The organism is Microcoleus sp. BM001215392, assembly GCF_036700185.1.
Taxonomy (GTDB): Bacteria; Cyanobacteriota; Cyanobacteriia; order Cyanobacteriales; family Microcoleaceae; genus Microcoleus.
Map to the genome: position 1 here is coordinate 1 of NZ_JAUBOJ010000072.1, position 22,370 is coordinate 22,370.

General features: G+C 45.8%; 23 protein-coding genes. 14 read left to right on the plus strand and 9 right to left on the minus strand.

Translation table 11 applies throughout. The features are described from left to right. Nucleotides 1-91 precede the first annotated feature (91 nt). Together QT974_RS10930 and QT974_RS10935 are read right to left on the minus strand one after the other, a co-directional pair. On the minus strand, nucleotides 92-1,000 hold the full coding sequence (locus QT974_RS10930) for a Uma2 family endonuclease (RefSeq protein ID WP_333468510.1): 909 nt from the start codon (nucleotides 998-1,000) through the stop codon (nucleotides 92-94). A gap of 172 nt (nucleotides 1,001-1,172) precedes the next feature. Next, complete coding sequence (locus tag QT974_RS10935) at nucleotides 1,173-1,439, minus strand: hypothetical protein (protein WP_333468511.1); 267 nt, start codon at nucleotides 1,437-1,439, stop codon at nucleotides 1,173-1,175. Between the two features lie 170 nt (nucleotides 1,440-1,609). Here QT974_RS10935 and QT974_RS10940 point away from each other — a divergent pair, with 170 nt between their 5' ends. Further along, complete coding sequence (locus tag QT974_RS10940; protein ID WP_333468512.1) at nucleotides 1,610-4,192, plus strand: tetratricopeptide repeat protein; 2,583 nt, start codon at nucleotides 1,610-1,612, stop codon at nucleotides 4,190-4,192. A gap of 77 nt (nucleotides 4,193-4,269) precedes the next feature. On the opposite strand, the gene QT974_RS10945 is transcribed toward QT974_RS10940, so the two are convergent. The 3 genes from QT974_RS10945 to QT974_RS10955 all read right to left on the minus strand — a co-directional run bounded on the left by QT974_RS10945 (nucleotide 4,270) and on the right by QT974_RS10955 (nucleotide 6,500). Further along, on the minus strand, nucleotides 4,270-4,737 hold the full coding sequence (locus QT974_RS10945; protein WP_333468513.1) for a HEPN domain-containing protein: 468 nt from the start codon (nucleotides 4,735-4,737) through the stop codon (nucleotides 4,270-4,272). Then, nucleotides 4,734-5,054: a nucleotidyltransferase domain-containing protein gene (locus tag QT974_RS10950; RefSeq protein ID WP_333468514.1), complete on the minus strand. Its 321-nt coding sequence runs from the start codon at nucleotides 5,052-5,054 to the stop codon at nucleotides 4,734-4,736. The genes QT974_RS10945 and QT974_RS10950 overlap by 4 nt, the downstream gene beginning before the upstream one ends. Nucleotides 5,055-5,132: 78 nt before the next feature. After that, entirely contained in the window at nucleotides 5,133-6,500 is a 1,368-nt protein-coding gene (locus QT974_RS10955; protein ID WP_333468515.1) for an aldehyde dehydrogenase, read from the minus strand. A 40-nt stretch (nucleotides 6,501-6,540) separates the two neighbouring features. Between QT974_RS10955 and QT974_RS10960 the strand changes: the two genes are divergently transcribed. After that, nucleotides 6,541-7,461, plus strand: a complete 921-nt coding sequence (locus QT974_RS10960) for a glycine betaine ABC transporter substrate-binding protein (protein ID WP_333468516.1) — start codon at nucleotides 6,541-6,543, stop codon at nucleotides 7,459-7,461. Between the two features lie 91 nt (nucleotides 7,462-7,552). Continuing rightward, nucleotides 7,553-7,807: a hypothetical protein gene (locus QT974_RS10965; protein ID WP_333468517.1), complete on the plus strand. Its 255-nt coding sequence runs from the start codon at nucleotides 7,553-7,555 to the stop codon at nucleotides 7,805-7,807. Here QT974_RS10965 and QT974_RS10970 read toward each other — a convergent pair whose 3' ends face one another. The 3 genes from QT974_RS10970 to QT974_RS10980 are packed head-to-tail and all read right to left on the minus strand — an operon-like array spanning nucleotide 7,808 to nucleotide 10,665. Continuing rightward, nucleotides 7,808-8,032: a DUF4926 domain-containing protein gene (locus tag QT974_RS10970; protein WP_333468518.1), complete on the minus strand. Its 225-nt coding sequence runs from the start codon at nucleotides 8,030-8,032 to the stop codon at nucleotides 7,808-7,810. A 16-nt stretch (nucleotides 8,033-8,048) separates the two neighbouring features. Next, on the minus strand, nucleotides 8,049-8,366 hold the full coding sequence (locus QT974_RS10975) for a DUF6883 domain-containing protein (RefSeq protein ID WP_333468519.1): 318 nt from the start codon (nucleotides 8,364-8,366) through the stop codon (nucleotides 8,049-8,051). A 25-nt stretch (nucleotides 8,367-8,391) separates the two neighbouring features. Further along, complete coding sequence (locus QT974_RS10980; RefSeq protein WP_333468520.1) at nucleotides 8,392-10,665, minus strand: RelA/SpoT family protein; 2,274 nt, start codon at nucleotides 10,663-10,665, stop codon at nucleotides 8,392-8,394. 566 nt (nucleotides 10,666-11,231) lie between these two features. Between QT974_RS10980 and patD the strand changes: the two genes are divergently transcribed. From patD to QT974_RS11035, 11 genes are all read left to right on the plus strand, one after another. Further along, nucleotides 11,232-11,657 (plus strand): heterocyst frequency control protein PatD, encoded by a 426-nt coding sequence (gene patD, locus QT974_RS10985; RefSeq protein ID WP_333468521.1) that lies wholly within the window; start codon nucleotides 11,232-11,234, stop codon nucleotides 11,655-11,657. A 19-nt stretch (nucleotides 11,658-11,676) separates the two neighbouring features. Beyond that, entirely contained in the window at nucleotides 11,677-12,261 is a 585-nt protein-coding gene (locus QT974_RS10990) for a TFIIB-type zinc ribbon-containing protein (RefSeq protein ID WP_333468522.1), read from the plus strand. A 500-nt stretch (nucleotides 12,262-12,761) separates the two neighbouring features. After that, nucleotides 12,762-14,435, plus strand: a complete 1,674-nt coding sequence (locus QT974_RS10995) for an ABC transporter ATP-binding protein (protein WP_333468523.1) — start codon at nucleotides 12,762-12,764, stop codon at nucleotides 14,433-14,435. Nucleotides 14,436-14,561: 126 nt separating this feature from the next. Next, nucleotides 14,562-15,635 carry an RNA polymerase sigma factor, RpoD/SigA family gene (locus QT974_RS11000; protein WP_333468524.1) on the plus strand — a complete coding sequence of 358 codons (1,074 nt, stop codon included), beginning with the start codon at nucleotides 14,562-14,564 and terminating at the stop codon, nucleotides 15,633-15,635. A 130-nt stretch (nucleotides 15,636-15,765) separates the two neighbouring features. Next, on the plus strand, nucleotides 15,766-16,251 hold the full coding sequence (locus QT974_RS11005; protein ID WP_333468525.1) for a GNAT family N-acetyltransferase: 486 nt from the start codon (nucleotides 15,766-15,768) through the stop codon (nucleotides 16,249-16,251). Further along, nucleotides 16,248-16,472 carry a hypothetical protein gene (locus QT974_RS11010; RefSeq protein ID WP_333468526.1) on the plus strand — a complete coding sequence of 75 codons (225 nt, stop codon included), beginning with the start codon at nucleotides 16,248-16,250 and terminating at the stop codon, nucleotides 16,470-16,472. Before QT974_RS11005 ends, QT974_RS11010 begins: the two co-directional genes overlap by 4 nt. Before the next feature lie 71 nt (nucleotides 16,473-16,543). After that, on the plus strand, nucleotides 16,544-16,750 hold the full coding sequence (locus QT974_RS11015) for a glycogen debranching protein (RefSeq protein WP_333468527.1): 207 nt from the start codon (nucleotides 16,544-16,546) through the stop codon (nucleotides 16,748-16,750). Nucleotides 16,751-16,964: 214 nt separating this feature from the next. Then, on the plus strand, nucleotides 16,965-17,960 hold the full coding sequence (locus tag QT974_RS11020; protein WP_333468528.1) for an AEC family transporter: 996 nt from the start codon (nucleotides 16,965-16,967) through the stop codon (nucleotides 17,958-17,960). Nucleotides 17,961-18,089: 129 nt separating this feature from the next. Beyond that, entirely contained in the window at nucleotides 18,090-18,929 is an 840-nt protein-coding gene (locus tag QT974_RS11025; RefSeq protein ID WP_333468529.1) for a Uma2 family endonuclease, read from the plus strand. 144 nt (nucleotides 18,930-19,073) lie between these two features. Beyond that, on the plus strand, nucleotides 19,074-20,570 hold the full coding sequence (locus QT974_RS11030) for a hypothetical protein (protein WP_333468530.1): 1,497 nt from the start codon (nucleotides 19,074-19,076) through the stop codon (nucleotides 20,568-20,570). A 209-nt stretch (nucleotides 20,571-20,779) separates the two neighbouring features. Then, the gene (locus tag QT974_RS11035; RefSeq protein ID WP_333265700.1) at nucleotides 20,780-21,193 is read left to right on the plus strand and encodes a nuclear transport factor 2 family protein; all 414 of its coding nucleotides are present in this window, start codon (nucleotides 20,780-20,782) and stop codon (nucleotides 21,191-21,193) included. Nucleotides 21,194-21,390: 197 nt separating this feature from the next. Here the strand turns inward: QT974_RS11035 and QT974_RS11040 are convergent, their stop codons facing one another. Then, nucleotides 21,391-22,059 (minus strand): 2OG-Fe dioxygenase family protein, encoded by a 669-nt coding sequence (locus QT974_RS11040; protein ID WP_333468531.1) that lies wholly within the window; start codon nucleotides 22,057-22,059, stop codon nucleotides 21,391-21,393. Between the last annotated feature and the right edge of the window lie 311 nt (nucleotides 22,060-22,370).

Here is a 22,370-nt window from a genome sequence, read left to right on the forward strand (position 1 = left end):
ACTAATAACTTATATGCGGTCATGCTTCTTCAGGCTTCCAAAACCAGATGCACCCGATCGCACTTTCTGTCTTTTCCCGCCCAATTGAGTATTAACCGTTCAAGAATCGATCGGGATCGATGCCAGATTCCCGCAGTCTTTGCCTCAAAGATTCTAAGCGAGCTTCGGCACTATCTGCACGCTGTTTTTCCTGTTCCGCAAGCTCTTGCGCCTGTTCGGCAAGCTCTTGCGCCTGCTCGGCAAGCTCTTGTGCCTGTTCGGCCCGCTCCTCAGGGGTAGGAATCCAATTGCCCTCACTATCGTACCAGCGCAACCACAGTCGATCGACTCCCAGATACTCACCTTGCCACAAACCCAAGCCTAAATCAATCTCAGGCATCCACAGGCGCGAGTCAGACAGTGCCAATTCTTCATAGCGAGCGCCATCCAATTTAAAAGCTCTCAATCGATTAGTGTAGCGGCTGAAAACAACATAATAAGGAATCCGCAAAACCTGCTCGTAAACCTCCCATTTCCGCAGCGGCTTTTCCGAACTCGGTTCGTGGTTGATATTACCATTTCCTGCTATTTGTTCAGGCGCAGACGGTATATCTTCACCCTCAATTTGTCCCAAATCTTCTTTTTCTGTTCCCGGCGAGAGCAATTCTACAATCACAAAAGGATTCACACCCTCTTGCCAAATCACGTAACTCAGCCGCATATCGACTTCATCATACAATCGGGAAACTCCCACAACTCCAAACCAATCCGGGCGCTTGTACCAAAGCGGGTGACGCACGTCATAATAAAGATTCATGTCGCTCCCGGTAAATATTTGGGAAGCTGAATAGGTGGAAGGGCGGAAAGTGTAGCTCAGCAACTGCGGTTGCAAGCCGTGAAATTCATCAGGCAAACCAGGTTCCTCCGCATTCTCGCTAGGTAGATCGTACATCGTGGGGAGCGTTTCTTTTGGCGATTTTGGCGGTTCTGTTTGAGGCACGGGATATTTAAATGGAAACATAAGTAGTGACGATAAAAATTGATATTATTTTAACTCAACTTAACTGTTAGATACCCGATTTCTTTAAGAAGTTCTGCCTAAGAACCAGGTGTTTTAGGCTTTTCATTAGTCCGCGGAGGCGGACTTTGTGTGTGTAGACGCGGTTTCAACCGCCGAGTTTTCTGATTTGATATTACTCACCTTCTTCTTCAACCTTTTTCACATCAATCGCCCCTTCCCGAAAAGGACAACCCTTGCAAGAATGAAGCCTCGAAACTTCCTCAGTGTTTAAAAATTGTTCCAGATGGCAGCGCAACTCTTCCTCTTTTTTGTCGAAGCAGAGGTGAAAACCCACTAACCCAAAAGTCAGCACTAGCCCCGCCGAAGAATTGATGGCACCGACTACAGTACCGAGAATCGCCTCTCCAATCATCCATCCATGCTGTTTTGACAATCCCATAAATCATTCCCAAACTCAACTAAATTGAGTATGAAATTTCGGGATACCCGAAGTCAAAGAATGGCTGCAACTGTGGTAAAATGAGCATTCGGGATATTCGGGACGGTCATTCGGTATCGGGAATCCCGAAACTTTCCCGAAACTTTTTTAGCAACTTATTTTGAAAATCTATGACCAACCAGGGAAAAGGCGATAAGTCTTGGCAGCGAGTAATTGATTTGGTTGAGGCGCTGCTAGATTATGAATTAGAAGGTGGAAATCACATTACTCATCTGCGCGCCGAATGGCAGGAAACTACTGACCCTGACACAAAAGTTAAAACCACTGAGTTGCACGTCACGGGGAAGATGGAAGGCCTGCACCATTTGCTGAAAAATAAAAATAGCTTCAAACCAAATCAGACAACATCTGACACGCAATTTAAAAAGTATATCGGTGAGGCACTTACTAAGTATCTCACAAAAGAGCTTAAAATTATGAAGGATAACCGCCCGGAGTCAAACAGGAAAGGTAATCCCAATTGGAATTTTACTCTGAAGTTGTGGAAGAAAAAAGACAAAACAACGAATTTAGAAGAGTTAGCAAAAGCTTGCGACGGTGCATCAGGTATCAGTATTCAGATTAGCAGCCGGCAAAATAGTGATGGCAAAACTGAGATTGATGTAGTGGCAGATTGCCTTCCCGATAAATCAATTAGGGTGGCTGTTTCTGAGATACCTCAATCGGTGCCTGTGTGGAAAGGGCGGGATGAATTGGTGGCAAATTTAACTGCTAAATTAGTCCAAATTCTGCCGGATGGAACTTTGCCGCCGAAAGTGTTGGCGATTGTCGGGCAAGGCGGTATGGGTAAAACGAGTTTGGCAATCAAACTTGTAGAAGGATTGGGGATGAATTGGCAGCAGTCGGTTTCTCAAGCAGGGAAAAGTTTGCTGGCGGGCGGTTATGAGTGCGTGATGTATTTCAAGGCATACAAAGGAACCAGTTTTGATGATGTGGCTGGGTTTCTGTTAAGTGAAGGTTTGGGAATTCCGGGCGCAGCGGAGTTGAAAAAGCCAGAGGAAAAGATTGCCAAAATTATGGTTGGTTTGCAACAAACTCGCTGTCTTTTGGTACTTGACAACCTGGAAGATATTTTATATCCGGCGGTTGAGGCGGAAAATTTAGATAGTTTTGATTCGTCGCTGGTACATCGCACGATTTCACCGGATTGGGGTAAGTTGCTGAATGCTTTGGTTTATCAGCAGCACCAATCGCAAACGATTTTAACCAGCCGGGAAGTGCCTGGAGATTTGGCAGATACGCGCTATCCGGGGTTAGCGCCGGATGCCGAATTGGTGCATATTGAAGTGTTGCAAGGTGTGGATGAGAGGGCGAGTGTGGAGATTTTGCAGCGACAGTTGACTGATAAATTAGCTGATTTGCAGTGGATATCTCGGCGGGTTGAAGGTCATCTTTTTTTATTAAATCAATTGGTGGCTCTTGGCAAGGGAAGACCGGGATATTTTCGCAAGCATCCTGAATTGGTAACGAAGAATGTGGAACCGATGTTGCAAGAACAAATGGCAAGGCAAAGTGCAGCGGCAAGAGATTTGCTGCGTCGGATGTGTGTTTTGCGAGTACCGATTGATGTCAAGGGTTTAACTTTTTTGCGGCTGTATGCGGATGATTGGGAACAAGATAGCCGCTTTGAATTAGCAGCAGTATTAGAGGAACCTGCGGAATTTACAGAGGCAGAAATTGAGGAGACAGCAGCAATTTTAGAGCGATTAGTGGGTGCTAATTTGGTGCAGAGTCGCTATGACGGGGATAAATGTGAGGATTTTTACGATTTGCACCGGGTGATTGAAGAGTTTTTGCAAGGGGAATATAGAGAAGAAATGCCCCGACTGCTGGAAAGTGTTTATAAGTTTTACTGCACTGGTAAAAATGTGGACAATCCTCAAAGCTTAGCAGATTTACAAGCTGTTATAGAAGCTCAACATTTTGCATTTAGGTTGGGAAACTACGGGGAAGCTTACTATTTAATCCCAGATGAATACTTAAGACGGTGGGGATACTGGAATTTATTAAAAGAATTGCACGAGCAAATTTTACCTTATGTTGAAGGCACTCGACGTTCCTATTGTTTGAGAGAATTAGGTGCAATTAATCGGAATTTTGGAAATTGGGATTTAGCAGAAACATATTTGAAAGATGCGTTATCAATCGCAGAAGAAGAAGATAACAAAAGCGGCATTGCTACTTCATTAGGGATGTTGGGAGATATCGAGCGAAATCGCGGCAATTGGGATGAAGCTGAGCGACTTTACCGGCAATGTTTGGCATTGAGAAAAGATTTGGGCGATCGCGCGGGCATGGCATCTTCTTGGGGAGTGTTGGGAGATATCGAGCGAAATCGCGGCAAATGGGATGAAGCTGAGCGACTTTACCGGCAATCTTTGGCATTGAGAACAGAATTGGGCGATCGCGAAGGGATAGCAAAGTCGATCGGTAGTCTCGGAGAAAATGAGCTCGCTAGAGGCAATATAGATACAGCAGAACAACTGTTAACAGAAGCTTTAGGAAAAATGCAAAAACTGGGGATGACTTGGCATATTGCCGAATTTAATTACTGTTTTGCACGACTCCACCGCAAGCGCGGCAACACAGAAATTGCTCAACAACATTACGATACAGCACATCAAATATTTCAACAATTGGGAGCGGCGAAGGATGTGGAGAAAATCGAGAAAGAATGGCACAGCATTGATTAGAAAAGGAGAAACCCGGTTTCACCTGGCCTCACGCGCTTAGTCCAAGAAACCGGGTTTCTGCGACAATTTACGCCTCCTCACGAGATTGTCTGAAGAAACCCGGTTTCTGAGTCTCGCGCGGAGTCTGCACAAGGATTATCGCGTGAAATCATTATCAAGAATCTGGCAAATCTCCCAGCAGACGTTGTGCTAATTCTAAAAATTGTTCGGCTTGGGCGATTATATTGATTAGCCTCATCTTCGGGAATGGCTGGATCGATATTGTAATCACCTTGGTTTCGTAGATTTTGAGCAGAAATTAAGTAACGGTGAAACTCCACCGGCACCCTGCCTGTACGAGCAAAATCTCTACCAAATGCCGAAATCACAGCAGCATGACTGGAAAAACTTAAACCCTCACCCAGCAAGAAAGCTTCGGCAACATAAAACATCGTGTAATAAGCGCGCGACGCTGCAAAGTCAGGAAGTGCATTAGCTACTAATAACCTAGCTGCCCGCAAGCTTTCACCTGCTTTTGTTAACAGAGCAATTTGTTCGGGTATCAAATCAATACTCCTTCTCTGCGAACATTTAGAAAGAAAGGACTTTTCTCTTGCTGAAAACGTGTTGCGGATGCAAAAGCACTAGAAATTACTACAGTACGATCTAAGCACAAAGCACCAATAAATTCACTGGTGCGAGCAATTTCTTTGCCAGCATGAACTTGCCCGTTCAACACAACTAAAATGTCAATATCAGAGTCTTGTCTCGCATCTCCTCTGGCTTGGGAACCGTAGAGAATTAACTGCACGAGTCTTTCGCCGTAAACTTCGTGAAAGTAGTGGCGGATTTCTGCTAAAATTTCGGGTAAATTATCGTTCATTTTGATTCGCAATTTTATAGGTGTAAGGTGCGCACTGCGCACCCTACATGATGGCAAGAAAGAGTTAGACTTTGACTTTCAACCAATGACTTTTTTAATCAAATCCAACTTGCCTAGATAGGGAGCATACCGCCATTTTAAATCAAGTAAAAACGACTTTTGCAGCACGCTTTTTTGATGGGAGAAAGTGTCAAAACTGGCTTTTCCGTGATAACTTCCAATCCCGCTGTCGCCAACTCCCCCAAACGGCAAAGTTGTCACTCCCACTTGCATCACCGTATCGTTGATACAAACTCCCCCAGAAGAAGTTTCGCGCAAAACTCGTTCTTGTTTCTCCTTATCCTTCGAGAACAAATACAAAGCTAGGGGCTTGGGGCGGGCGTTGATTTGGCCGATCGCCTCTGAGAGCTCTTCATACTCCAAAACGGGCAAAATCGGGCCAAAAATCTCATCCTGCATCACCGGCGAATCCCAGGAAACCTTGTCAATTACCGTCGGCGCAATATATTTGTCTTCGGCGTTAGTTTCGCCACCAACGACAATTTCACCATCTTTGATAAACTCTGCCAAACGTCCTAAATGATGCTGATTGATAATTCGCGAATAGTCGGGACTTTTTTGTGGATCGTCGCCGTAAAACTCGTGAATTGATGTTTTGATTGCTTGCATCAAAGCGGGTTTAACTTTTTTGTCAACTAACAGGTAATCTGGAGCGATACAAGTTTGACCGGCATTGATGAATTTGCCCCACGCAATCCGTCTTGCAGTATATTCAACTTGAATGTCTGAGTCTACAATGCAAGGACTTTTGCCACCCAATTCTAATGTGACAGGTGTCAAGTGTTTGGCGGCAGCTTCCATGACTACTTTACCGATTTTTGTGCCGCCTGTAAAGAAGATGTGGTCGAATTTTTCGGCTAATAATTGTTTGCTGATTTCGACTCCTCCTTCGATGGCTGCGATGTAGGCGGGATCGAAGGCTGTGAGAATCATATCCGCCACAACTTCCGAGGTGTGCGAGGCGATTTCTGAGGGTTTGAGGATGGCGCAGTTACCGGCGGCGATCGCCCCGACTAACGGTGATATCATGAGCTGAAACGGGTAATTCCAAGGCCCGATGATTAAAACGACGCCCAAAGGTTCCGGGTAAATGCGGGCTGAGGCGGGGAATTGGTCGATCGATGTTGGCACCTTTTTCGGCTTGGCCCACGATTCAACGTTTTTGATGGCATAATTAACTTCTGCGATCGCAGCAATTTCAAAATAAGCCTCATACTCGGGCCTGTTCAAATCTGCCTTGACAGCATCCACAATCCGTGATTGATTGGAGGCGATCGCACTTTTGAGATTTTTGAGTTGTTCGATCCGAAAATCCACATTTTTAGTTTTCCCAGTAGCAAAAAATTGTCGCTGCTCCCGGATCGTATCGCTGACACTCAATAGCATATTTTATCCTCTATCTATACATAAATGTTACAATAAAAAAATGAAAATATCAAAAAGCAATTTTTTATCTTCCTGTTTATCATTGCTTTGCTTGTTCGCAGTCACAAGTTGCAATTCTCGTTCTCAGAAACAAGTTGTTGTTTGCTCGAAAGACTTTAGCGAACAAGTCATCCTCGCAGAAATTTTAGCACAGCACATCGAAGCCAAAACAGATATTACAGTAGAACGCGAACTCAACCTCGGAGGCTCGCTTTGCCATCAATCCCTAACAGCAGGTAAAATCGACTTGTACGTCGAATATACGGGTACAGCTTTTGCCAACATTCTCAAACAACAGCCGATTTCTGACCCCAAAAAAGTCCTCGCTTACCTCAAACAAGAATATCCCAAACAGTATAAAGCCGAATGGATGGAACCGCTGGGATTTAATAATAGTTTTGCGATTATTGTGCGGGGAGACGATGCCAAAAAACTCAACTTACAAACCCTCTCGCAACTAAGCAAGGCTGCGCCAAAATTGCGCGCTGGTTTCGGCCCGGAATTCAAAGATAGAGAAGATGGCTTTCCCGGATTGGCTAAAACTTACGGGATTAAATTTGCTGGAGAACCGAAGGAGTTGCTGTTAGGATTGCTTTATCAAGCGCTGCAACAAAAAGAAGTAGATGTGATTGCTGGTAATACTACAGATGGTTTGATTCAAAGTTTGGGTTTGGTAGTGCTCAAAGATGATAAGAACTATTTCCCGCCCTACGAAGCTGTGCCGGTAGTGCGATCGCAAATTTTGGAGAAATACCCAGAATTGCGTCCATTGCTCGCCGAATTGGGCGGCAAAATCTCCGAGGAAGATATGCGGAATCTCAACTATCAAGTTGATGGAAAACAGCAGGATGCCGCACAAGTAGCGCGGCAGTTTTTGCAGCAAAAGTTTGGCGAGTCAAAGCCTGTCGCTCCCGCAAAATAAAGAGTTTCATTGTTCTGTCTGTTTGCCGTGCCGTATTGTCGCCGGCTATACTAACAGTTATACTCATATAAATAAATGAAGGTATAAAGCTATGACAACTGTCAAAACTGCTATCTCATTGCCAGCATCTTTATTTGAACAAGCCGAAACATTAGCTGGCGAGATGCAAATTTCGCAGAGTCTTTTGATCGAAATAGCGCTTGAAGAATTTATCCGCCGTCGCGAAAATCAACAACTGTTAGAAAAAATTAATGCTGCTTGCGAAGCACCTCTCTCTGAAGAAGAACAAGTTTTGCTTCGCAAGATGAGTCGCTCTCATCGGAGGATGGTGGAAGGCGAATGGTAATCAATATTTTCCAAGCTGCAAAACAGGAGCTTTGATTGATTCAATCTGGGACTCGGCAACTTCAACTGTAATTTCTTCGACATTGAAACCCTCTAAACTATAACCATCTTCTTGACCTTCCGGCATCGGGTAATGCTCAACAATAGTTGCTATAGCACCTTTTTTTAGATTGTAATTCGGGATGTCTTCGCGCAATGCTACTTGTGAAAAAAGTGCAAATTTCATGGCGGATTACCTCTTGTTAATCAGGAACTAATGTAACAAATCTCGTTTCGGATGGAGTGACTATCCAAACGGTTTTGACTTGTAAAGTTCTACCGTTTGGCCCTGTTAAACTGCCTCGAATCATGTACTTTTGACCGTATTTTGTGTTGGTCATTGGCTCCGCTTCCAATGAAAGTATCTGGACTCTCAAATCTCGATCGAGCTGCTGCCAGTTTTCTAGATCGTAACCACCCCGAGCGAGAAACTGAGATTTGTCATCTTTAGGAAGCCGGATTAATAAATAGTTCGTCAGCTTTTCAGAAGGAATCACGGAGTCAAGGCTAAGTTGTACCATGCGGTAAATTTTCTCTTAAGTTCCTTCACTCAGCTTCGCTCAGCCTGCGCAAATTCAAAATATCGCTCATATTTTTAATCTGCATACAAGTCCGCTCGAACTGTTCTTTATCCTGGATATCCATGCACAAGTCAATTAATGCCGGCAATCCCGGATATGTTTTGACTTGAGCGCTGCGGACGTTGACTTTGTTGTCTTTTAAATGCGATAATACGTCATTGAGAACTCCGACTCGATCGAGGGCTTCGACTTGAATGTTCACCGGATAAGTATTGGGTCGAGATTCATTGCGGTTGGTGGAATTCCAACTCACGGGAACTAATCTATCTCCCGGTACATTCTCAACATTTGAACATCCTTGGCGGTGAATCGAAATTCCGCGAAGGCGAGTCACAACTCCAATAATTGATTCGCCGGGAATCGGACAGCAACAGCCGGCTAAATGATACAGCAATCCTTCTACACCTGCGATCGGCGATTTGCTTGGAGATGAACTCGGTACGGGCTTGGGTGTCGTCGATGCAGGTATTTGTACGGGGGATTCCTGCATTCCTCCGGGTGCAGCTTCTATTTTTTGCTGCACTTTTACTAAATCTCGCAGGCGGTTGACTACGAGATTTAGGGTGACTTCGCCGTAGCCCAAACCAGCGATTAAATCTTCGACGCTGTGGTAGTTGCACCGCTGAGCTACCGATTGCATTGGCCCTGATTTCAGCAAGGATTCTAGACCGTTTTTGCCTAATTCTTTTTCCAGCAATTCCCGCCCGCGAGCGAGATTTTCATCTCGGTGCGATCGCTTTAACCACTGCCGAATTCGGTTTTTTGCTCCGTTTGTCTTGACAAAATTCAGCCAATCGGAGCTCGGATGACCGTTTTTTTGGTTTAAGATTTCTACAATGTCGCCATTCTTTAATACCTTGTCTAGTGTCACCATTCGCCCGTTGACTCTGGCGCCGGTGCAGCGGTTGCCTATTTCTGTGTGAATGCGGTAGGCAAAATCTACGGGTGTTGACCCGCTGTTGAGGGCAATTACGTCTCCGTTAGGAGTGAAAACATAGATATCTTCGTCGAATAAGTTGTCTTTAATGCTTTGTAAATATTCGCGATCGTCTTTGAGATCGGTTTGCCATTCTAGCAGTTGTCGCAGCCAGGTAAATTTTTCGTCGTCGCCGGTGACTGTGGTATTGGAACCGCCTGTTTCTTTGTATTTCCAGTGGGCGGCTATGCCGTATTCGGCAATGTGGTGCATTGCTACGGTGCGAATTTGTACTTCGATGGGGCGGCCGCTGGTGCCGATTACTCCGGTGTGCAACGATTGATAGCGGTTGGCTTTTGGTAAACCGATATAGTCTTTGAAGCGGCCAGGAATTGGGCGGAATGAATCGTGGACGATCGCCAATGCGCGATAACAGTCATCATTGCTTTCTACTATGATCCGCACCGCAGCAATATCGTACACTTGGTTAAAGCCTTTTTGCCGGCGCTGCATCTTCCCATAAATCCCGTACAAATGTTTGGGACGACCGCTGACTTCGTAGCATTTAATGCCTAAATTGTCAAGCCTTTCTCGCAAACAATCTGTGACTTCTGCGAGTTGGGTTTCTCGATCGGCTCGCTTGACTGCCACCAAGTCCTGAATTTCGCGGTAAGCTTCCGGTTCCAGGTATTTAAAGGCTAAATCTTCCAATTCCCACTTAAAGCGCCCGATACCCAAACGGTTAGCCAGGGGAGCAAAAATCTCTCTGGTTTCTAGAGCAATGGTGCGTTGTTTTTCTTCGGACAAATGCTCCAAAGTCCTCATGTTGTGCAGCCTGTCTGCGAGTTTGACGACAATCACGCGAATATCTTTAGCCATGGCTAGAAACATTCGGCGGAAATTTTCGGCAAGACGCTCTGTTTTGCTGGAAAAATTAAACTTAGAAAGCTTGGTGACTCCTTCGACTAACTGTCGCACTTCTGCCCCAAACCGCTGTTCTATTTCTTCGAGAGTAATATCTGTATCTTCCACAATGTCATGGAGGAAACCAGCGGCAATCATGGCGCTGTTTCCGCCCATATATCGGAGTATTCCAGCTACAGCTACCGGATGGCAAATGTAAGGTTCTCCAGATTTGCGGTACTGTCCTTCGTGCAAGTCGCGCGCAAATTCAAAAGCCCGACAAATTAAGCCGTTGTCCGTCGTACAATTGGGATTTGGGGCTTCGTCAGGTTGCGATCGAGCATTCAGGCATTCTTGCAGCCAATCGGGAACTATGCAAGGATCGATCGCATTCGAGGGAGTCAGAGTGTTTGCGTTCATGGGGTACACCTTTAAAAATTAGAAATACAAATGGTTAAATGCCAGTTTTCGGTTGAATTGCCGAAATTATGTGTTTAGTTATACTAAACTAATTGAATGCCACAATTTGGAATTCAAAAAAATAGTCAATTTTTCTGTTAACTATACCTATCTAATTGCGAGCTGCCCCCCCTCGCAGGTAGGAAAATATAGTGACCCCACTGCCGCAGCAGCGGTCGATCGATCGGGTAAAATGGGGATATTTTGGCGGTAGCAGTGGAGGTCAGTCAATTTGAGATTTGAGATTTGACTCGACAGATGAATCTGGAACTAGGGCTGAAAATTTGAAGATATCGACTCTAGCGAGCATTGGGACACAGTACCTGTTTTTTGGTGGAGCGGGCTAAAGGCATTTACAGGCAACGCTCAACTCAAAGCAGAAGCCAGAGCGATCGAGTCACGCCCCCAGTGATGAAATTTTCTCAAAAAACAGGGAATTGCTGCAAAAAGGCACGGCTGCCCTTAATGTGAGCCAACCTTCAGCAAAAATCTACTTTCATTATAAAGACAAACTTGTTTACAAAATCATGATATTGTCCGAATACCGCCGCCATTGCTACGAAGAATTACAGCAGGGACTCGAACAGCTACAAAGAACTGTTACACAGGATAAGGTCGATCGGGCAGCGCTGGCGATCGAATACAAAAAAGTGCAACAATTTTTCGGCAACCAAATTATGAGAGTCCCCAGCGCTGAGTTAGACACCTCAGAACCCCCCCCAGAACAGTCATATTTGACAGAAATTCACAAGCAACTGCGGTTATTGGGGACAGATGTCACGTTTTTACAAGCCGCAAAGCAGCCAGCGACAGCATCCGCGAGGCAAACTGCGACTGCGGAGCGACTTAACACGCTAATTGGCTACTGCGGTGCGGTGCTGCAAAAAAATTCTGGTGCTGAGCGGGCCCGTCCAGATGCAAAATTAATAACTGAATTAACAGGGAATAGATAAGGCAAGGAGAAATAAAGCGGTGGAATGTCCAAAATGTAAACATCCCAACTTAGACGGTGGCACCTTAGCCGGCAGTATGTCGGTGCAGTGGTGTCCCAACTGTTACGGTATCTGGATTCCGGGCAGAGAATACGAAGCTTGGCAGAAAGAACACAGCCAGTGGTACAACAAATCCGAGAAGCCACAGGCGACAGGCACTCTCGGCATAGAATTCACGCCGTCTCCCTACGACAGCAAAGCAGCACTGTGTCCCGAAGACGGTCACTATCTGTCCCGGGCGAAAGTTCCCTTTAGCAGAGTGCCGTTTTACATAGAGCGCTGTATGCTATGCGGGGGAATTTGGTGCGATAACGGCGAGTGGGATATTCTCGAAAGTCTGGGATTCCACACCGAGATTGACAAGATGTTTTCTCCCAATTGGCAAGCTAAGGCCCGCGTGCAAGAACTCGCTGCTCGGGAACGTCAAGTGCTGACTGAGAAACTCGGCCCGGATATCGCCGGATATGTATTGGAACTAGCGGAAGTTTTAGCAGACCATCCCCACGCTGATTGTGCGGCTACTTACATATTGCGGAGAGCTGAGTTGAAGCGAAGGGAAATTTAGTCAGTTGTTAGTTGTTCGTTGTTAGTTGTTCGTTGTTAGTTGTTAGTTGTTCGTTGTTCGTTGTCAGTTGTTAGTTGTTAGTTGTTAGTTGTTAGTTGTCATTGGTAGATACTGACTAATAACTAACAACTAACAAGGGGAGCATCTCAGTTTTGATTTTACAGTGCTGTCCCCGATCGCGATCTATCCAACACTCGATTTTCGGGGACAGCACTGTAAAGAAATTGCTTTTTTGCAAATTTGAGATGCTCCCCTAACAAGTAAGAAGTAACAAGTAAGTGACAAATGTCTGACAAATAACAACTGATATCATGTCTGGTATCTTGTCATAAAAAAAATGTTTGTAGTAAGGATAACAGTTCTCCAGTCACCGATCGATGACTCCGTGTTCTAACTACAAACGATTAACTATTGAAGATTATATGACTGCACATGATACGACCAATAACCAATAACTAATAACCAATAAGTAATAACCAATAACTAAGGACTAATGACTAATGACTAATGACTCTTCTCTATTTTCGGTTGAAAATCTGCGAGTAGCTTATCCTCAGCGGCGGGGCCAATCCGGTTGGGCCGTTGATGGGGTTTCCTTGGCGCTGGAACCGGGGGAAAAACTGGGATTAGTTGGGGAGTCTGGGTGCGGTAAGTCAACTTTGGGTAGGGCGGCGATGCGGTTGCTGCCAGATTCGACGCTGGTTGAGGGGCGGGTTGGTTTTGGGGGAGAGTCGGTGTTTGAGATGGATGCTTCGCGGCTGAGACGCTTTCGGGGTGAAGCTGTGGCGTTGATTTTTCAAGATCCGATGACTCGTCTCGATCCTTTGATGACTGTTGGGGAACACTGCATCGAGACTTTGCAGGCTCACAGACCGAATTTGAATCGCAAGGAAGCTAAGAAACGGGCGATCGAGATTTTGGATGCTGTGAAAATTCCGGCCTCTCGCTGGTCGCAATTTCCCCACGAATTTAGCGGCGGAATGCGTCAAAGGGTGGCAATTGCTTTGGCTCTTTTGCTCGATCCAAAATTAATTGTGGCGGATGAACCGACGACGAGTTTGGATGTAACTGTCGCTGCTCAGATTTTGCAGGAATTAACCCGACTTTGTGCTTCAAGGGGAACGGCGATTTTGCTGATTTCTCACGATTTGGCGATGGTGGCTGAGTATTGCGATCGCATTGCGGTGATGTACGGCGGCAAAGTCGTAGAAACGGGGCCGGTGTTGGATGTTTTTGAACGGCCGCAACACGAATATACTCGATCGCTCCTGAAAGCAGCTTTGCACATTCAAGCTGATTCGGGTAAAGGGTTAACATCGGAGGAAAGAAGGACTGAAGTCCTCACTACAAACTTAACAAATTCGCCTCTGTTGACTGTGACGAATTTGCAGCAGCACTACAGTTTAGAAAGCAATTTATTAGACCAATTATTTTCGAGGAATCGGCAGCTAATTAAAGCCGTAGACGGTGTTAGTTTAGAGCTAGAACGGGGAGAAATCCTGGGGCTGGTAGGGGAGTCCGGCTGCGGAAAAAGTACGTTATCGCGATCGATTTTGCGGCTAATTCCTCCGACTGGCGGCAAAGTTGAATTTCAAGGCATAGATATCACGGCTCTCAGTCCCGATGCTGTGAGGAAACACCGCCGCCAAATGCAAATGGTATTTCAAGATCCCCACGCTTGCTTGAATCCGATGATGACTGTCGGGCAAAGTATTGCTGACCCTTTGTTGATTCACAAATTAGCTAAGGGAGATGAAGCTAAAAAACAAGTAATCCAAATGTTAGAGCGGGTGGGTTTGACTCCAGGGGAGGATTTCTTTCGCCGCTATCCGGGGGAACTGTCAGGAGGACAACAGCAGCGGGTTTCTATCGCCCGGGCTTTGATTACTCGCCCGCAACTAATTATTTGCGACGAACCAGTGAGTATGCTGGATGCTAGCGTGCAGACTCAGGTTTTGGAGCTGATGCTGGAGTTGAAGCAGGAATTTAATTTGACTTATCTGTTTATTACTCACGATTTGTGGGTGGCGAGGTTTTTTTGCGATCGCATTGCGGTAATGAATGCGGGAAAAATTGTGGAAATTGGCAAGACTCGGGAGATTTTTACTAATCCGCAGCACCCTTATACTCAGCAGTTATTGCAGGCCGCTCCTTTACTGGCTCGAACTCAATAAAAATGTATAAAATTGGGGCAATCTGATATCAGTCACCAACTTCTAGGTGGATTTCGGAAATTTTTGATTAAATTGGTTAAAGTGAAGGGACAGTTTTCAAATCATCCCACGGACACCAAGCACTATATGGCAAAATCTGACCTAGGCAGTTTTGCGGTGGAATCCGAAGCCTCACTCGCAGTCGCAGAGGATGAGGACACCGAGATCGATCGTCCGACGGTAACTAAATCGTCAGCATACAACAGTTGGTCTGCCGACGATCCCGTGGGAGCTTTGTTCAAAGAAATGGCTCGCTATCCTCTACTGACTGCCACCGAAGAGGTGGAGTTGGCGCGCCGCGTTCAAGAATTGGTAGCCCTTCAGGAACTAGAAGAGCGTTTAAAACTGGAATTGGACAGAGTACCCACAAAAGCTGAACTCGCCGCAGCTCTGGGAGTGAGCGAAACTCAACTGCAACAGATTCGCTACCAGTGTCAGTCGGCGAAACGAAAAATGATCAGCTCGAATTTGCGCTTGGTGGTTTCGATCGCCAAACGCTATCTCAACCGGGGCGTGCCTTTTCTTGATTTAATTCAGGAAGGAGCTTTGGGTTTGAATCGAGCCGCCGAAAAGTTCGATCCTGAGAAGGGTTACAAATTTTCTACCTATGCCTATTGGTGGATTCGCCAAGGAATTACCCGCACGATTGCCAATCAAGGGCGGACAATTCGGTTGCCGGTGCACATTGTTGAACAGTTAAATAAACTCAAAAGAGTTTATCGGGATTTGAGGCGTTCTCTGCAACGCAATCCTACTGAAGTTGAACTTGCTAAAGAAATGGAAGTTACTGCCGAACAACTTCGTTACCTCCAGCAAGTACGCAGACAATCTCTGTCTCTCAACCACCGCATCGGCACAGAAGAAAGTTCGGAACTTTTGGATGTTATTGAAGATAGTGCAACGCAATCTCCAGAAGCTCAGATGAATGAGATGATGATGCGCCAAGATATTTTGGAGGTGTTGGACAGTATTTTGACTGAACGGGAAAAAGAGATTGTTGCAATGCGTTACGGTTTGATAACTGGCGAACCTTACACTTTAGAAGAGGTTAGCAGTTTGTTTAATTTGTCTCGCGAACGAGTCCGTCAAATTCAAAATAAGGCTATGCGAAAGCTCCGCCGTCCTCAAGTTACGGAACGGTTGAAGGGCTGGTTGAAATAATTAAACGAGGAGCCACCCCCTCGATCATTCGGCGGTTGAAACCGCTACTACAAAAACTTTCGTCCGCCGGACGCGGACTAAGAAATAATGGTATTTTAATGTTGGATTGTCGCTTACTACTGATTGATTTATGTCTGATGAGGTGATTTTGCGTCCGGCTACCCGCGCCGATGTGCCGCTGCTGTTTGAGTTGATTAAGGCTTTAGCTGAGTACGAAAAGTTATCTCACGCTGTAACTGGTAATGCGGTTGATTTGGAAAATCATTTGTTTGGCGAGATCCCTTTTGCTGAAGCAATTCTAGCAGAATGCGAAGATCGGATCGTAGGCTGGGCCCTATTTTTTTACAATTATTCTACTTTTTTGACTCAGCCGGGGATTTATTTGGAGGATCTGTTTGTGCTTCCTGAGTTTCGCGGGCGGGGTATTGGTAAGTCTTTGATTGTTTATTTGGCGCGGTTGACGGTGGAAAGGGGCTGCGGGCGTTTGGAGTGGAGTGTGCTTGATTGGAATGAATTGGCGATCGGATTTTACAAGGGTATCGGTGCTGATGTGATGCCCGACTGGCGGATTTGCCGGGTGGCGGGGGAGTCTTTGGCGAGTTTGGCCTCGAAGTGATTGTATCAGTTGCCGATCGCGCTCCGACTGCGATCGCCTTGGTTTTGCTGGGCTTCTGCGGTTTGCAACCTCTGTATTTTCGCGAAAAACCCAGTTTCTCGGCACCTCGCGGGTCAATTGTCAGAAACCTGGTTTTGCTGGGTTCTGGGGTTTGCAACCTCTGCATTTTGGCGAAAAACCCAGTTTCTGGGCACCTCGCGGGTGAATTTTTTGTATCGTAAATCCTAGTAAATAATTGGCAAAAATATAGGAAAATTTAAGTGACAGTAGATTTTGATTGAGAGAGCAGATCGTGATTATTTGGGTAAACGAGCAAATCGACCCGTCGGGTATTCTTTATGCTTGCATTGCTTGTGGCGATGAGACTCAAGCCAAGCAATGCCATGAATCTTTTGAAAGCAATTTGACTGCTGAGCAAAAACAGCAGGGCTGGGTTGCTACTTTGCGGACTGTTACTTCTTGGGATGATGTGCCTGTTAATGCTTTGAAATTGAATTGAGCGGCGCCAGCTAATCAGCAGATTTAGGATCGTGGTGTTTCGGTGTGAAGGAAACGACAGGAAAATACTGCACATAAGGAATGAAAAATGCAAGACAAATCGTTAGCGCAGGCCGCCTATACGGAGATTGCGTTAACGATAAATCGCTTTTTCAACTAATTTTAGCCTTACTATTAATCGATAGAGGCATTTCAAATTGTCAAGTTAAGTTTTTATGATTGAGACATTATTTCACGCTTATACGCCTCTAGTTATCTGGACAGGCTTGGGACTGCTGATATTTCGGTACATCCCAGTTGATTTTCCCAAGCTGCTAAGCCGTTTTCTGTTCTGGATTGGGATACCGCTGCAAATTGCAGTTTTAGCCCGTCAGAGCGATTTTTCCGGTGCTGTGGGATTCACGCCGGCGATCGCCATATTTGTGTTATTTCTGAGTACGAGTTTAGCTTGGTTGACTTGGCTGTTATTACGGCGGCTGAGTGCAGCCCACATCAAAAAACCATATTTTCAGGGAAAAAATTCCCTGGTTAATTTATTTTTATTAAATATACATTCCCTGAAGCGATCGAGCCAAGGCAGTTTTATCCTAGCTGCGATGTTAGGCAATACCGGCTTTGTCGGATTAGCAATTACCCCCGCGATCGTCAGCAGCGATAACAACAACTGGGCCGTCTTGTACAGCGTCACCAACAACGTGATCGGCAGCTACGGTTTTGGTGTATTTATTGCCAGCTATTTCGGCAATTCCGACGAAAATAATCACTGGTGGATTCAGCTTCGAGACGTGCTGACAGTTCCCGCTCTGTGGGCATTTATCATTGGTTTTTTTACGAGAAGTATCCCCCTACCTGAGACGGTAGAATCGGGATTGCAGACAGCAATTTTAGCGGTAATTGCTAGTGCTTTGGTGCTGGTTGGCATCCGCTTGAGGGCTATTAAAACATGGCAAAGTTTTGAACTAGCGTTAATCCCGTCGCTGTTAAAAGTGGTAATTGTGCCGGTGCTGATCGGATTGGGTGCTAGTTTTTTTGGATTGAGCGGCGATCCGAGGTTCGTGTTGGTGTTGATGTCGGGAACGCCCACGGCTCTTTCGGTGCTGATTTTAGCAGAAATATATGAACTCGATCGCGATATGTTAGCTAGCAGCATCGCCCTCACTTCTGTGGGTTTGCTGCTGATGCTGCCGCTGTGGTTGGCTGGCTTTAGTTAATAGCAGTAGGGTGCTTATGGCGCACCTTACCCCTAACAATAGCTGGCGGTTGCTAATATTAGCTGAAATATAAAATTAGATTGCTAAAATTTCGGATTACAATTGACAATAACTGCACGGGAAACGACGATGGACGAGACAATAACTGCTACAGGTTTGCCTCCTGCATTCCCCGATCATACCCAACTGCCAGAGGAAGACGGTACATTTGTGAAGAATTTTCAGGAGCATCCCCAGAGTATCATTCTGACAGATTCGATCGGGCCGGTGGTAGAGCGGCTGCATCCAGACGGACAATATGCGATCGGGCAAGATTGTGGCATTTACTGGCGAGAAACTGACCCGCCAGAGCGAGGTGCAGAAGCACCGGATTGGTTTTATGTACCCAACGTACCGCCAACAATCGACGGTTATCGCCGTTCTTATGTATTTTGGCGGGAACACATGGCTCCGTTCATTGCTTTAGAGTTTGCTAGCGGGAATGGAGATGAAGAGCGCGATCGCACTCCCTTGTCTGTGGCCGCTGACGGTACCACGACTAAACCCGGTAAGTTTTGGGTTTACGAAAGAATTATTCGCATTCCTTACTACGGCATTTATGAAGTTAAAACGGGCAATTTAGAAGTCTATCACCTGATAGATTTTGTCTATCGCAGGATCGAGCCAAACGAACGCGGTCACTATCCCATTCCTGTATTAGATGTAGAATTGGGACTTTGGCAGGGAAGTTACCAAAATCAAGAAATGCTTTGGCTGCGGTGGTGGGATTCCCAAGGGAATTTGCTGTTAATTGGCTCAGAACAAGTTGAAATTGAGCGGGCTAGAACCGAGCAAGAACGGCAAAGGGCCGAGCAAGAACGCCAAAGAGCCGAGCAAGCGGAGCGAAAAGCCGAACAAGCAGAGCGAAAAGCCGCTCAGTTAGCCGATCGACTGCGAGCAATGGGCATCGATCCGGATGCTGAGGATTGAGCGAATCTGATGGCCTCGGAGTTATACTGAGCGTGCGATCGCCCGCCTCCAGTACCAAAAAAATTTGAATTGGTTTTAGCGGGACTGAAGAACAGACAGCACAGCGAACAGAAACAGTCAACAATCCTATCTATCTATTCTCCGATGACAAACACAGTTTTGATCGATCGTTTAGGTAACTGGAATCCGCAACTGCTGCGGGAACTTCGCGGTAGACTCAAACCCCAAACAGTGATTGCAGCCGTCTCATTTTCGGTCATCTTCCAAATTATTTTAGTGGTGATTGCCTCGTCAAATTCCCGCCCCGTCCCAGAAACCCACTGGCTGGACTTGTGGAAAATCATCACTTGGATGCTGCCCTATGTAACATTTACCCTCGGAAGTTATTCGATAGTCAACGACATCGGACATGAACAGAAACGGGGAACTCTGAATTTTATTCGGCTGAGTCCGTGTCCGGCGTGGCAGATTCTGCTGGGTAAAATCCTGGGCGTTCCCGTACTGCTGTATATTTCCCTAGGGCTGATGGTTCCCCTGCACTGCTTCGCCGGCTTGCAAGCGGGGGTTTCGCTGCCCCTGATTGCCAGCGTCTATCTGATGCTCGCACCTGGATGCGCTATATGCTACAGCGCAGTGATGCTCTGCGGGCTGCTGCCAAGTGAAACACAGAGAAGGGGGAACCCACCAGAAGCAACAGCCCTTGGAGTTGCGGCGATGGTCTGTTGCGCGATCTCGCCATTGTACATGGGCTGGAACATCGACATCACATGGCGGCCGCTGTTGGCGAATTCAGAAATATTCGGACACCCACATCCTGTTGTTTCGTGGTTTTTGCTCCCAATTAACAACATAGGTTTTGTGTCTCACAGTTTTAGTTTAGCGGTGCTAGGCACTACAGCGTTTTTGCTGTGGCGAATATTGTTGCGGCATTTCAACAAACCTCGATCGAGCGCGATCGGCAAAGGGCAAAGTTATGCGATTTTAGCTGGTATAGAAGTTCTCGCTCTCGGCTTTTTCCTGCCCACAAGCTTGGTGAATGCCCATAACGCCACGTTGTCAGCTATCTCTATGTACGTTTTGACCGCGATCCTGCTGCTGGTTTTAATGTGTGCTATCTGCCCTCAACGCCAAGCTTTATTAGAGTGGATACGCTATGATTCTCCGGGCTGGCAAAGCTTAATTTGGTCGGATCGAAGCCCTCTGTTGGTGGCTGTGATTATCCATCTGATCGTAGCAAGCGCGCTGTTAGTACCCTGGCTATTTTGGATAGCTATCGGCACTAAAAAACTTGTAGAAACAAATCTGTTAGTTCTGTGTACGACGAATACGATCTTAATCTACGCCACCTTCCTGCAACAAGTTTATGCGACGAAAATTCGCTATCCAGGGGCGTGGGCGATCTCTGGATTCAGCATTTGGGCGATCGCTGCTCCCCTAATGCTCCGATCTTGGGAACTCATCCCCGATCGCATTCCTGCAACCGCCGCACTTTGGACACTATTCGGCTATGGGTTTTGGCAGTTCGACAAACCAACAGCAATACCTTTTGTGGGATTGGGAATCCTTGCTCAATGGCTGTTTCTAGCATTTCTGCTGAGCAGATTTCAGAAAACTATGCAGAAATTAAAAGCAGGAACTTAGGACGATTTGAGATTTTCGATTTTTTGATTTGAGATTAGGAACGAGAATTAAAAACTTACAATGCGTGAGAGTTCTTGTGGGATGGGCGTCTCGCCCGTCCAGAAAAGGCGGGCTCTTCTGGCCCACCCCACAGGATTGTGTCACCCCTATTATTTCCCACAAATCATAAGTCTGAGGCACCTTCCTTGCAGTCACAAACAACAGAATTTATGGAAACCAAACCACCCTTACCGCCCTTTACGCTGGAAACAGCTAAAGCCAAAGTTCAAGCTGCCGAAGATGCCTGGAATACCCGCGATCCAGAACGAGTAGCCCTAGCTTATACAGAAGATTCTCAATGGAGAAACCGCGCCGAATTCTTCAGCGGACGGGAACAAATCAAAGCTTTCTTAACACGAAAATGGGCAAAAGAATTAGATTACCGTTTAAAGAAAGAACTCTGGAGTTTTACAGATAATCGAATTTCTGTTCGTTTCGAGTATGAATGGCACGATGATTCGGGCTACTGGTATCGCGCCTACGGTAACGAACAGTGGGAATTTGCCGAAAACGGGTTAATGCGAAGACGTGAAGCCAGCATTAATGATGTTCCAATTCAAGAATCTGAACGGAAGTTTCGATAGAAGTTATTTGTGAGTTGCTATACGCAGGTTTGATCGTTCGGACTTTAGTCCTGATTCGCTAAAAACCAAAGAGAGGACTAAAGTCCTCACTACGAACTTCATGTTTGATCGTTCGGACTTTAGTCCTGATTCACTAAAGCTAGAGAGAGGACTAAAGTCCTCACTACGAACGAAAGACGCTAAATTTTCTAACTTCTTCAATCGGTAAGCAAACTCGGAGAAGTGATCACAAATACATCTCTGGTTCCGACTCCTTCTACTTCCGGTTTAATCGGCGTAGTAAAGTGGAAAAACTCGTGATCGTTGACTAACAGCAATTCTCCCGGATGCAGAATTTTATTAAAAACAGGCTTCTCTTTTTTCGCCAAATACAAATGCGTTTCCCCGCCCACAATATTAGTGCGATCGACCGAGAAAATCCCGATAAAGTCAGTACCGTCTTGGTGAATGCCTTCTGGTGCGGGGTTGCCGAAATTTTTCGGCGAACAACTCGTCCTGATTTGATGCACTCCGATTTCGGCTTCCGGGTGAATTTTGCATGAATCGAAAAAGGCAAAAATCAGTTGTTTGAAGTTATCGAGCGCAATTAGCCGATCGTCCAATTCGGCAAATTCCCGCCGGATGTCGCCCACCACCGGATTGTACTCTTTGCTTTGAAACAAATAGCCGTGAGGTAACTTAACTAACTCATTCCCGTTCACGACAAACCGCGACAATCTTCTGGAACGATACTTGCCTTTAATATAAGGATCGACTGGCATATCGTTAAAAAATGGCTGGAAACCTTCGAGCTTAATCGAGTTTACTTTTTTGAAAGTAAACATGAAAGCATAGTCCAAATGAATGGATTCTAATACCGTTTTCATAGATTATTCCCCATGAAGCCTTGCTCCCCTCCTAAGTTTTGCCTTAAGAAGGTTTATACTTCTACTCTAGCTCAGGTTTTTTGAATGATTCGTAAAAAACACTACAAAATTTGCAAAGATATCGTAAAGATGACGGCTAAGCTCAACAAAATGGATCAATTAAGGCAAAAACAATCAGTTTTTGCCGTTCCTGCGTGCCAGTTTTGACTTTCCGAGTGGAATGCGAGTTCTTAAGCTCGCTAGCACGCTCGGAATCATTAGACTTGAATTGCAAAAATCGGAAAACACCCTAAAATTATCTGCGTTTATCT